We start from the raw sequence: 13,551 nt of genomic DNA, 5'->3' as shown, positions 1-13,551 counted from the left end.
CGCCGTCGGAACGCCGCCCGGCGACAGCACTGGACGCCGGGCGGCGCTGACCGCGGGTTCAGCCCGCTGTGGAGTGCGTGGCGGCCCAGTGGTCGGACAGCTTGGGAATGCGCTGTTCGAGCACCTTCGACGGCAGGTCGGACCGGCTGGCCACGTTGAGCTTGCGGTAGACCCGGGTGAGGTGCTGTTCCACCGTGCTGATCGTGACGTGCAGCCGGCCGCTGATCTCCCGGTTCGTGTAGCCCAGGGCGGCCAGCCCGGCGACGCGGCACTCCGCGTCGCTGAGGATGGCGGGACCGCTCCCGTCCTCGGATCCCTCGGACTGCGCGGGATCCTCCAGCAGGTGGGCGTCCACCGGTGACTCGACGTGGCACGTCCGCGCCTCCTCGGCGGCCTGGCGGGCGATGAGCCGGGCGCGCGAGTACTGACCGAGTTCGAAGTAGGCCGCGGACAGGTCGGCGTAGGCCTGGGCCAGCGTGTGGTGGTCGCCGCAGCGCGTGAGGAGGTCGACGGCCTCACGCAGCAGTGAGGCCCTGCGGTGCGGCTTGCTGGTGGCAGCCAGCCGGCACAACGCCATCGCCCTGGCCCGGGAACTGTGCCCGCCCGGCAGGCGCAGCTGCTCCTCGGCCCACTCCCGGGCCGTCCGGGTCTTGCCGATGCGCAGGTTGGCCAGCGCGAGGTCCGACCGCCAGGGAATGCCCTTCTGCAGGCTGGAGTTGCCGCTCCGCATCAGCCGGCTGCATGTCTCGAAATCGTTCAGGGCGGCGAAGGGCTGGTCGGCGACGAGGTAGTAGTGTCCTCGGGCCCGCAGGTACTGGATGCCGAAGACCGTGCCGAACATGGCCTTCGGAACGTCTCGGTTGAGCAGCGCCCCGGCCTCCTGGAGGGATCCCATGGCGGTGTGCGCGAAGATCGCTGTGGCCAGCGGGAGCCCGACGAGTACCCCCCAGCTCCGGTCGTGCAGGCTGCCGAGCGCGGAGCCTGCCGCCTCGGCCGCCGTGGCCATGTCGCCCTGCAGCAGGGCGATCTCCGCCCGTACGCTGCCGAGCAGCGCCTGCCATGTCGTGGCCCGGCGTTCCACCGCGCACTTCAACAGGGTGTCGCAGGTCGTGGTGGCGGTCTCGGGCCGGTCGGCGTGGGCGATCGCGAGCAGGGCCATCGCGACCAGCTCCAGGTTCAGATGGTCGAGTCGATGTCCCTGGAGGGCTTGGGCGACCGCCGCCGCGGACTCGTCCGTGGCGGTGCCGCCGACCAGGACGGTCAGGTGGGCGGCGAGCGCGCCGTGCCCGTCCGCGGAATTGAGCCGACGCGGATCGGTGCCGGCCGACTGCGCGCTTCTGGCGGGCAGCGCGATGCCGTAGAACCACTGCCGCACGAGCTCGACCTCGGTGAGGAGGCGGGTGTCAGCAGGGGAGCGTGCGGGGACCAGCGTCGCCACGGCCTCCGCTGCCAGCTCGGTGTCACCCTTCCACAGCATGTGGCGCAGCACGGTAGCGGTGTCGCGCATGCTCAGTTCGCCGTCCAGGGCCGCTTGGCGCAGCGGTTCCAGGTGGGCGCCGGCCGCGGCCGGATTCGTGCGCCACTGAGCTCTGGCGAGGGTGGCCGACAGCGCGTTGCGCCTCCCTTCGTCTGTGCAGTCGTGGAGCAGCAGGTGCAGGTAGGAGCTGCACAACTCCACGTCGTCCGCCGCCAGCGCCTCCTCGGCGGCGCCTCGCAGGACGTCCGCCCCCCACGGGCGAGGGATCCGCCCCGAGGCACGGACGTGACGGCCGATGTCGCCGGCCGGGGCGCCGCCGCGGTACAGCAGGTCGGCGATGCGGCCGTGCAGCTTCGCCCGCGCGTCGGGCTCCATGTCATCGAGCACCGCGTTCACGGCGGTCGGGTGCCGGAAGGCGTGACCGTCCAGCAGCCCGACCGAGTTGAGGGCTTCCACGGCCTGTTCCGCGCCGATGGGCGTGGTGCCGGCGAGTTCGGCGATCTGGACGATCGACGCGGGGACCGAGAGCGCGGCGAGGGTACGTACCACCCGCACATGACTCGGCTCGCTGCGGCGAACGAGGGAGAGGACCGCCTGTCGGTAGCCGACGCTGCCGGCCGGACGGTCGATCACCGAGCTGAGGCGGGTGCTGTCGTCCAGCAGGGCGTGCAGCAGCAGAGGGCTGCCGCCGCTCGCCCGGTGGAAGGCCCGGCGAGCCTCGGCCGAACTGGGAGCGTCCGTCTGCGCGGCGATCAGTTCACCCACGCCACGCTCCGACAGCGGAGCGAGGCGGGCCCGGTAGTGCGGCAGACGAATCAACTCGGTGTAGGCGGCCGAGCGTACGGTGTCGGGCTGGCCGCATGTGGCGCACACCACGAGCACCCGTCGGAAGCGGCTCGCCCGGAGCAGGACCAGGACGGCCTGCAAGGAGTCCGTGTCCATGAACTGGGCGTCGTCCACGGCCAGTACCAGCGGGCGCTCGTCGTCGACGAGCCGCAGGAGTGATTCCGTCGTCTCCCGCGCTCCCACCTCTTGCTGCCCGGTGCCCGGTGTCGTGCGGAGCGCCTCTCCGTTGTGCGACAGCTGTCGCACGACACCCATCGGCCGGTCCCGCTCGGCCTGGAGCGCCGTGCCCTGCAGTACTCGGGCACCCGATATGGCCGAGCCGGTCAGGAATTCGTGCAGGAGCTGTGTCTTCCCCGCGCCGGGTCCGCCTGTGATGAGCACCAGTCGGCCGTTTCCACGAGCGCACTCCGTATAGGCTTCGTTAAGCGTATGCAATTCTTTGGAACGGTTGAAAAGGCGCATGGTGGTAATTTCCCCTTGTGTCCAATGACGCCCACAGGTATGCACCGGTCTGGGTGATTCTCTTGTCGTGCGGGACCGACTCGGGTCCCCCGTTTTGCTGGTCTTTTGCGACGCGTTGACTTTCGCCTTAATGGGCGCCGCGAAAATCTGTCCGCGTTTGGTCAGAAATCGAGAATTGAATGGATAGTAGCAGGCAGGTGGGGCTTTAAGGTTGCCGCAAAGTGAAGATCGGCTCGATCGGACGGTCCGGAGTCGTGGTCGAATAATTTACCGACGAGTAAACAAGGAAAACGGGCCGCGCTCAGCGTGAAGCCGGTCACATACACCGCTTCCGATGCCCGTTCGGGCGTGCCGTGTCCGCGATTCGCTCGTCCCGCCCCCACCCCTGCCTCCTGGGGGCCGTAGGGGTATCAGGCCCTGTCGCTCGCTGCCTAGCCTCCGTGAACGGAGAGGGAAGCGGACCGGGATCCCGTCCGGAGACGGTCCGCGCGACCGAGGCCCACATTCGATCCCGATCGGACGGCTTGGTGAACAACGAAGAGCAGCTACTTGGCTACCTCAGGCGGACGACGGCCGACCTGCGGGAGGCGCGACGCCGCCTGCGTGAGAACGAACAGCGCGCGCACGCCCCCGTCGCCATCGTCGGCATCGGCTGCCGCTATCCGGGCGGCGTGACCTCACCCGAGGAGCTGTGGGACCTGGTGGCGACGGGAACCGACGCGGTGTCGGACTTTCCCGACGACCGGGGCTGGGACGTGGACGCCCTGTACGACCCCGACCCGGCACGACCGGGAACCACCTACGCCCGCACCGGCGGCTTCCTGTACGACGCCTCCGACTTCGACTACGACTTCTTCGGCATCAGCCCGCGCGAGGCCCTGGCGATGGACCCCCAGCAGCGGCTGCTGCTCGAGTGCTCCTTCGAGGCGTTCGAGCGCGCCGGCATCGTCCCGTCCTCGCTGCGCGGCAGCCGTACCGGTGTCTTCACCGGGATCATGTACAACGACTACGCCTCCCGCCTCGACACCGTCCCCGAGGAGCTGGACGGCTACCTCGCCAACGGCAGCGCGGCGAGCATCGCGTCCGGGCGCGTCGCCTACACCTTCGGTCTCGAAGGCCCGGCCGTCACCGTCGACACCGCGTGCTCCTCCTCCTTGGTCGCCCTGCACTGGGCGGTACGCGCCCTGCAGTCGGACGAGTGCTCGCTCGCCCTGGCCGGCGGGGTCACCGTGATGTCCACCCCCGAGACCTTCGTCGACTTCAGCCGGCAGCGCGGCCTCGCCCCCGACGGCCGCTGCAAGGCCTTCGCCGCCTCCGCGGACGGCACCGGCTGGGGAGAAGGCGTGGGCATGCTCCTTGTGGAGCGCCTGGCCGACGCAGAGCGCAACGGCCATTCGGTGCTCGCCGTCGTCCGCGGCAGCGCCGTCAACTCCGACGGCGCCAGCAGCCGGCTCACCGCCCCCAACGGGCCCTCGCAGCAACGGGTCATCCGCCAGGCCCTGGCCGGTGCCGGACTCTCCCCGGCGGACGTGGACGTCGTCGAGGCGCACGGCACCGGTACCTCACTCGGTGACCCGATCGAGGCGCAGGCCCTGCTGGCGACCTACGGACGGGAACGCCCCGCCGGACGGCCGCTGCTCCTGGGGTCGGTCAAGTCCAACCTGGGGCACACCCAGGCCGCCGCGGGCGTCGCCGGAGTCATCAAGATGGCGATGGCCATGCGCCACGGGGAAGTGCCCCCCACGCTGCATGTCGACGCCCCCACGGACCAGGTGGACTGGGACACGGGAGCCGTCGAGCTGGTCCGCGAGCGCGGCGAGTGGCCCGACACCGGCCGCCCCCGCCGCGCCGCGGTCTCCTCCTTCGGCATCAGCGGGACCAACACCCACGTCGTACTGGAACAGGCGCCCGTCGACGAGGAGGAGAGTGAGCCCAGGGCGGGCACGTCCACCGTCACGCCCGTGCCCTGGATCGTCACGGGCCGCACACCGGAGGCGGTGACAGGACAGATCAGCCGGCTGCGCGACCACCTCGCCGGACGCGAGGACGCGGGCCCCGCCGACATCGGACTGTCCTTGGCCACCACCCGCTCGTCCTTCGAGCACCGGGCCGTCGCCGTGGGCCACAGCGTGGCCGAACTGCTGGACGCGCTCGCGACCTCGACCCCGGTCACCGGCGTCGGCGGCGGGACCGGCTTCCTGTTCACGGGCCAGGGATCGCAGCGTCTAGGCATGGGTCTCGGCCTCTACCACGCCTACCCGGCCTTCGCGGAGGCCTTCGACGCGGTGTGCGAACTGGTCGATCCCGAGATGGAGCTGCCCCTCAGCGAGGTGATCGACCGCGAGGGCGCGCTGCTGACGCGGACCGACTACGCGCAGATCGCCATCTTCGCCACCGAAGTGGCCCTGTACCGTCTGCTGGAGTCCTGGGGGGCCGCCCCCGACTATCTGGCCGGCCACTCGGTCGGCGAACTGGCCGCCGCGCATGTCGCCGGGGTGCTGTCCCTGCCCGACGCCGTCGCCCTGGTACTGGCCCGCGGGCGCCTGATGTCTGAGCTGCCCGCGGGCGGAGCCATGGCCGCGCTGCGGGCGGCCGAGGAGGACGTCGCCCCCTATCTGAACGACGAGGTTGCCCTCGCCGCCGTCAACGGTCCCCGCTCGGTGGTGATTTCGGGGACCGGGGAAGCCGTCGACGCCCTCGCCGCCCGCTTCGAGCGGAGCAAGCGGCTGAAGGTGTCCCACGCCTTCCACTCACCGCTGATGGACCCCATGCTGGACGCCTTCGGCGAGGTCGCCGCCCGGTGCGTGTTCCACCCGCCGCGCATCCCGATCGTCTCCAGTCTCACCGGGGCCCTCGCCGACCCGGACCACCTCGCCACCCCCGGCTACTGGGTGGACCACGTCCGCAGTCCCGTCCGCTTCGACCGGGCCCTCGCCACCCTGCACGACCTGGGTGTACGCAGGTTCCTCGAAGTGGGACCAGACAGGGCGCTGGCCTCCTCGGCCGGGGAGTGCCTTCCCTCGGACGCGGTGTGCGTCGCCGGTCTGCGCCGCGACGGCGACGAACCGCGCGACCTCGTCACGGCGGTGGCCCGGCTGCACACGGCCGGCGCCTCCCTCGACTGGGCGGCGTTCTACGCCCCGCACGGCGCCCGGCCCACCGATCTGCCCACCTACGCCTTCCAGCGGACCCGACTGTGGCTGGAGGCCACCTCCGCGGGCACCGGTGACGCCGAACGGTTCGGGCAGAGCGCCACCGGCCATCCGCTGCTCTCCGCCGCGACCGAACTGCCCGGGAACGGGGGCGCGGTCCTCACCGGGCGGCTGTCCCCGTCATCCCAGCCCTGGCTCGCCGACCACAGCGTCCACGGCACCGTCCTGCTGCCCGGCACCGCCTTCGTCGAAATGGCCCTGCAGGCCGCGGAACGGACCGGCTGCGCCTCGGTCGGAGAACTGACCCTGCACGCTCCCCTCACCCTCCCCGAGCACGGCGCCGTGGCCGTACAGGTCACCGTCGACGGCGAGGAGGACGGGGTCCGCGCGCTGACCGTCTTCTCCCGCCGCGCCGACACCCCCGACGCCCCGTGGACCCGCAACGCCGACGGCTTCCTGACCCTCGCGGCGGACGCCGGGGCCCCCGCCGTCGAGCAGCCCGCCCCCTGGCCTCCCCCCGACGCCGAGGCCGTGGACCTGACGGGCGTCTACACGGAACTCGCCGGCACCGGATACGGATACGGCGAGACCTTCCAGGGGCTGCGTGCCATGTGGCGCCGAGGAGACGAGGTGTACGCCGAGGCGGCCCTGGCGGACGGGGCACGTGCCACCGCCGGTGCCTTCGCCGTCCACCCGGCGCTCCTCGACGCCGTCCTGCACGTGAACCTGCTGAACCTGCCGGACGGACAGGCCGTGATGCCGTTCGCCTGGAGCGGTGTCACCCCGCACCGGTTGGGCGCCGACCGCCTGCGCCTGCGGCTGTCACCCGCCGGCACCGACGCGGTACGCCTCGACCTCGCCGACGCCGACGGCGTACCGGTCGCCACGGTCCGCGCTCTCGTCGCGAGGCCCGTCTCCGCTGATCAGCTCGCCGCCGACGACACGGACCCGCTGTACACGGTCGACCTGGTCCCGGCCCCCGGGACGGCGAACCCGCCCGTCCCCGACCTGGCCGTGTGCGGCGCCGACACCGGTCTCGACGCCCCGCACCACCCCGATCTGGCCGCGCTCGCCGACGCGGGAGCCGTGACGGACCCGGTCCTGCTGGCCGTACCGTCCGCCCTCGGCACCGGCCCGGATCTGCCGGACCAGGCACGGGATCTCGTCGGTGCCACCCTGGACTCCCTGCGCGCCTGGCTGGCCGACGAGCGGTGGGATGGCCGCCGGCTCGCCGTGCTGCTGCGCCACGACCATCTCGCCCACGCCCCACTGTTCGGCCTGGTGCGCGCTGCGGCGGCGGAGAACCCCGGCCGCTTTCTGCTGATCGGCAGCGACGGCAGCGCGCCTCCGGACACCGCCCTCGCGGTCGCCCTCGTCTCGGGAGAACCGGAAGTGGCGGTGCGCGACGGCGAGGTGCGGGTACCGCGCCTGACGCGCGCCGAGTCCGCCAAGCCCCGCACCTGGGACCCGGACGGCACCGTCCTGATCACCGGAGGGACCGGCGGACTGGGTGCGCTGATCGCCCGCCATCTGGTCACCGAGCACGGCGTACGCCGCCTGCTCCTGGTCGGACGCCGCGGCGCGGACGCCCCCGGCGCCACCGAGCTGCGCGACGACCTCACCGCCGGCGGTGCCGAGGTGATCCTGGACCGGTGCGACGTCGCCGACCGCGCCGATCTCGCCGCCCTCCTGGGCCGGCACACGGTGCGGGCCGTGGTGCACGCCGCCGGTGTCGTCGACAACGGCCTCCTGGCCGGCCTCGATGCCGGCAAGGTCGCACGGGTCCTGCGGCCGAAGGTGGACGCCGCCTGGCACCTGCACGATCTGACCCGTGAGACAGACCTGTCGGCGTTCGTCCTGCTGTCCTCCACCGCCGGACTGCTCGTCGGCGGCGGACAGGCCAACTACGCGGCGGCCAACACCTTCCTGGACGGACTCGCCGCGCACCGCCGCGCCCTCGGTCTGCCCGCCGTCTCCCTGGCGTACGGCCTGTGGTCGTCCGGGGCGGGCATGAGCGGCGCCGTCGACGCCGCCGACCTGGAGCGTCTGCGCAGGCTCGGCCTGCCGCCGCTGACCCCGGCCCAAGGGCTGCGCATGTTCGACGCCGGTGTCGGCGGTGAGGACGCGGTCGTGGTCCCCGTACGGCTGGACGCCGCGGCGGTCCGGGCACGGCCGGACGGCGTACCGGCCCTGCTGCGCGGCCTGGTCCGCCCCGCCATCCGCCGGGACGGTGCCGGAACACCCGGCGGCGCTTCGGGCAGCCCCTGGCGCGAGCGGCTTGCGGCGCTGCCCGACACCGAACGGGACCGTGCCCTGCTGGAGTTGATCCGCACGCACACCGCCGCCGTGCTGGGCCATCCGACGCCGCAGGCCGTGGACCCCGGGCGCGCCTTCCACGAGATGGGCTTCGACTCGCTCGCCGCGGTCGAACTGCGCAACCTCCTCGCGGGCGCCACCGGCCTCACTCTGCCGGCGACGCTGGTCTTCGACCAGCCCTCGCCGCGCACACTCGCCGCTCATCTCAAGTCCGAACTCGTGCCCGGACCGGCCGACCTCGCCCGGTCCGTCCTGGCCGACGTGGACCGGCTGGAGAAGACGCTGCTCGTCCTCCCCGACCTGGACGGCAGCCACACCCGCGTCAGGGCGCGCCTGGAGGCGCTGCTACGCGGCTGGCAGGACGACTCGGGCCGCGTAACCGCGCCCGAGGAGCCGCAGGACGTCGAGAAGGCCAGCGACGAAGAACTCTTCGCGAGGATCGACAACGAACTGGGAGCCCTGTGATGGAAGCCCCGGCCACGGCCGAGAAGCTCCGTGACTACCTCAAGCGAGCCACGTCGGAGCTCGAGCGCAGTCGCCGCCGCGTGCGGGAGCTCGAGGAGCGGGACCACGAGCCCGTCGCGATCATCGGCATGGGCTGCCGCTACCCCGGTGGGATACGCACCCCCGAGGACCTGTGGCGTGTCGTCGACGAGGGCGCCGACGTCGTCTCCGACTTCCCCACCGACCGGGGCTGGGACACCGAAGCCATCTACGACCCCGAGCCCGGAGCCCCCGGCCGGACCTACGTCCGCCACGGCGGCTTCCTGTACGACGCCGCCGAATGCGATCCCGCCTTCTTCGGCATCAGCCCCAAGGACGCGCCCGGCACGGACCCGCAGCAGCGGCTGCTGCTGGAGGTCAGCTGGGAGGCCTTCGAGCGGGCCGGCATCGATCCCGCCGCGATGCGGGGCACCCCGACCGGTGTCTTCGCGGGCCTGATGCACCACGACTACGTCGGCGGCACCATCTCCGGGAGCATCCTGTCGGGCCGAATCGCCTACACCCTCGGTCTGGAGGGTCCCGCGATCACCATGGACACCGCGTGCTCGTCCTCCCTGGTCGCGCTGCACTCGGCGATCCAGTCCCTGCGCAGGGGCGAGTGCTCCCTGGCACTGGCGGGCGGTGCCGCCGTCATGGCCAGCCCCGAGATGTTCATCGAGTTCAGCGAGCGCAGGGCCCTGTCACCCGACGGCCGCTGCCACTCCTTCTCCGACGACGCCGCCGGCGCCGCCTGGGCCGAGGGAGCCGGCATGCTGCTGGTGGAGCGGCTGTCGGACGCGCGGCGCAACGGCCACAAGGTGCTCGCCGTGGTCCGCGGCAGCGCGGTCAACCAGGACGGTGCCTCGAACGGGCTCACCGCTCCCAGCGGACCGGCCCAGATCCGTGTCATACGACAGGCCCTCGCCGACGCGCAACTGTCCCCGCACCACATCGACGCGGTGGAGGCGCACGGCACCGGCACCACCCTCGGCGACCCCATCGAGGCCCAGGCCGTCATCGCCGCCTACGGACAGGACCGTCCCGAGGGGCGACCGCTGCTGCTGGGATCCATCAAGTCCAACATGGGCCATGCCCAGGCCGCCGCCGGAGTCGGTGCCGTCATCAAGATGGTCATGGCCATGCGCCACGGCACCCTGCCCCGGACGCTGCACGCCAAGACCCCCACCACCGCGGTCGACTGGACGGCCGGCGACGTCGAACTCCTCACCGAACCCCGCCCCTGGGGCGGCGACGGGCGCCCTCGCCGCGCCGGCGTCTCCTCGTTCGGCATCTCCGGCACCAACGCGCACACCATCCTCGAAGAGGCGCCGCCGCCCGCCGGGACCGACGACGGAGCGCCGCCCCGGGCCGCCCTCCCCGTCGTACCGTGGCTGCTCTCGGGCAAGGGCGCCGACGCGGTACAGCGGCAGGCGCGGCAACTGCTCGCGGCCGCCGACGGCCTCGACCCGTACGACGTCGGATACTCCCTGACCACCACCCGCTCCCAGTTCACGCATCGCGCGGCCGTCACCGGACGCGACCGCGACGAACTGCTGGCCGCCCTGCGGGAGGTCGCCGACGGCACCCGCGAGCCGGTCGTCGCTCCCGAACCCGGACGCCTCGCCGTGCTCTTCTCCGGACAGGGCTCGCAACGCATCGGCATGGGCCGCGTCCTGCGGGACAGCTTCCCCGTGTTCGCCGCGGCCTTCGACGAGACGTGCGCCGCGTTCGACCAGCATCTCGACCGGCCGCTGCGCGACGTGATGCTCGACGAGGACGCCGGCGCCGGGGACGCGGACGCGCCACTGCACCGGACCATGTACACCCAGGCCGCCCTGTTCACCTTCGAGACCGCCCTCTACCGGCTGCTGGAACACTGGGGGGTGCGCCCCGACCTGCTCAGCGGGCACTCCATCGGCGAGATCGTCGCCGCTCACGTCGCCGGTGTGCTGGACCTCAAGGACGCGGTCGCCCTGGTCGCCGCCCGGGGCCGTCTCATGCAGGACCTGGCGGCCGGCGGCGCCATGGTGTCCCTGCTGGCCACCGAGGCCGAGGTCACCGGACTCCTCACCGACGGCGTCGACATCGCGGCCGTCAACGGTGAACGCTCGGTCGTGGTGTCCGGCGACGAGGAGGCGGTCCTGGCCGTCGCGGCGAAGGTCGACAAGAGCACCCGGCTGAAGGTCTCGCACGCCTTCCACTCGGGACGCATGGACCCGATGCTCGCGCCCTTCCGCGAGGTGCTGGAGGGTCTCACCTTCCACGAACCCGCGCTGCCGGTGGTCTCCAACGTCACCGGACGCGTCGCCGACGACCTCACCTCGGTGGACTACTGGGTGCGGCACGTGCGCGAGGCCGTCCGGTTCCACGACGGGCTGCTCACCCTCGCCGCCGAGGGCGCCACCCGCTTCCTTGAGGTGGGCCCCGACTCGGTCCTCAGCAACATGGCGCAGGACGTCGCCGCCGAGGCCATCGGCACCCAGCGGCGCGACCGCCCGGAGGACACCGCACTGGTCGACGCCCTGTGCCGGCTCCACCTCACCGGCGCCGGCCCCGACTGGCGGGCCGTCTTCGTCGGTGGCAGGTCCCTCGACCTGCCCACCTACCCCTTCCGCCGCGACCGGCACTGGGAGGACGCACCCATCCTCCAGGCCGAGCGCTCGGCGGCAGGCCGCGCGGACGGCGACGCCGGCGACCCCTTCTGGGACCTGGTGCGCGAACAGGACGTGTCCGCCGTCGCCGCCACCCTCGACCTGGACGACGAGAACTCCGTGGCCGCGGTCGTCCCGGCCCTCGCGGCCTGGCACGGCCGGCGCCGGGCGCACGCCGCCGCGGACGGACTGCGGCACCGCGTCACCTGGGAACCGCTCGCGCCCGCCGCCACCCCGGTCCTCGGCGGCAGCTGGCTCGTCATCGTCCCCGAGTCCGCCGCAACCGACCCCTGGACCGGTCAGGTTGCCGGTGCTCTCGCGGACCACGGCCTGAGCGTCGACACCCTGACGGTGCCGGACACCGCCGATCGCGCGGAACTGGCAGCCCTGCTCACCGGCCGCGCCGGCGTCGACGGGGTGCTCTCCCTGCTGGCCCCCGCGACCCCACTGGCGACGACCGCCGCCCTCGTACAGGCCCTCGGAGACGTCGGTGCCGACGCCCCGCTGTGGTGCGTCACCCGTGACGCCGTGTACCGGGAGACGGCCGACGAGGTCACGGGTCACGCCCAGGCCGGAGTGTGGGGCCTCGGCCGGGTCGCGGCTCTGGAGCATCCGGACCGCTGGGGCGGGCTGATCGACCTGCCCGCCGAGATCGGTCCGCGCACCGCGGCACGGCTGGCCGAACTGCTCGGTGACGCCGGGGGCGAGGACCAGATCGTGGTCCGCGAGTCCGGCGCCCACGGACGGCGGCTGGAGCACGCCCCGGCCCGCGCCGGCGCCCCCTGGAAGCCGTCCGGCACCGTGCTGGTCACCGGGGCCACCGGCGCCGTCGGCGGCGCGGTCGCCCGCTGGCTCGCCACCGAGGGCGCCGACCACCTCCTGCTCACCTCACGCCGGGGCGCCGAGGCCCCCGGTGCCGTGGACCTGGCCCGCGACATCACCGCCATCGGTGCCACCGTCACCATGGCCGCCTGCGACGTCGCCGACCGCTCCGCACTGGCCGAACTGCTCGACTCCGTACCGGCGGAGCACCCCCTGACCGCGGTCGTCCACCTCGCGGGCGTCCTCGACGACGGCGTCCTGGACGCCCTCACCCCCGACCGGTTCGCCCACGTCCTGGCCCCCAAGGCCGAAGCCGCCCAGCACCTGCACGAGTTGACCAAGGACCACGACCTCTCCGCCTTCGTGCTGTTCTCGTCCCTCACCGCGACCGTCGGCGGGGCCGGGCAGGCCAACTACGCCGCCGCCAACGCCCGCCTCGACGCCCTGGCCGAGCACCGGCACGCGGCGGGAATGCCCGCCACCTCGGTGGCCTGGGGACCGTGGGGCGGCGACGGCATGGCCGCACACGGCACGGTGCGCTCGGCGGCCCGCGCGATGGGTATGACCCTCCTCGATCCGGACCTCGCGCTGACGGCGCTGCGCCGGACGCTGGACGGCGGCGACACCACCGTCACCGTCGCGGACGTCGACTGGTCCGTCTTCGCCCCGGCCTTCACCGCCAGCCGCCCCAGTGCCCTGCTGGCCACGCTGCCCGGCGCGACGCCCTCCACGAGTGGGCCGGAAGCGGTGAACGCCGCCCACGGATTCACCCAGAAGCTGGCCGGCCTGACCGGCGGAGAGCGCGAGCGGGCCCTGCTGGACCTGGTCTGCGGCCAGGCCGCCGGTGTCCTCGGCTACGCCGACGCGTCCGCCGTCGAGCCGACCACCGCCTTCCGCGACCTGGGCTTCGACTCGCTCACCTCGGTCGACCTGCGCAACCGGCTCAGCAGCGCCGCCGAGGTGCCGCTGCCCGCCACGCTCATCTTCGACTACGCCACACCCGCGGCCCTCGCCAAGCACCTGGGCACCGAACTCGCGGGAGTGGACGCCACCGTGGACACCCTGGCCGCCGAACTGGACCGCTTCGCCACCCGCCTGGCCGGCCTCACAGCGGACGACATCGAGCAGGGCCGGGTCACCACCCGGCTCCAGAACCTGCTCAACGACCTGAACAAGACCGTCGGCCAGGACGCCGACCTCGTCACCGGGCGCCTCGAGGAAGCCTCCGCCGACGATGTCTTCGCCTTCATCGACAACGAACTCGGCTCGGCGTGACCCCGTACTCCCGCGACACCTGGGCCCACCCGCAGTCCACCTCTTCGCACAGGAGTGGCGACATCCG

3 protein-coding genes are annotated in these 13,551 nt (G+C 72.9%); 2 read left to right on the top strand and 1 reads right to left on the bottom strand.

What is annotated here, in order from left to right; genetic code table 11:
• Positions 1-58: 58 nt before the first annotated feature.
• A complete protein-coding gene (locus tag ACFC1X_RS11150) occupies positions 59-2,785 on the bottom strand; it encodes an AAA family ATPase (protein ID WP_376351193.1) in 2,727 nt (908 codons plus the stop codon).
• 527 nt (positions 2,786-3,312) lie between these two features.
• Between ACFC1X_RS11150 and ACFC1X_RS11145 the strand changes: the two genes are divergently transcribed.
• Both ACFC1X_RS11145 and ACFC1X_RS11140 read left to right on the top strand, forming a co-directional pair.
• Complete coding sequence (locus ACFC1X_RS11145) at positions 3,313-8,718, top strand: SDR family NAD(P)-dependent oxidoreductase (RefSeq protein WP_376351190.1); 5,406 nt, start codon at positions 3,313-3,315, stop codon at positions 8,716-8,718.
• Positions 8,718-13,484, top strand: coding sequence for a type I polyketide synthase (locus ACFC1X_RS11140; protein WP_376351187.1), 4,767 nt, complete (start codon positions 8,718-8,720; stop codon positions 13,482-13,484). Before ACFC1X_RS11145 ends, ACFC1X_RS11140 begins: the two co-directional genes overlap by 1 nt.
• Positions 13,485-13,551 lie beyond the last annotated feature (67 nt).

This window comes from Streptomyces sp. NPDC056128 (assembly GCF_042263835.1).
Taxonomy (GTDB): domain Bacteria; phylum Actinomycetota; class Actinomycetes; order Streptomycetales; family Streptomycetaceae; genus Streptomyces.
This window is presented reverse-complemented; position numbering and strand designations above follow the sequence as displayed.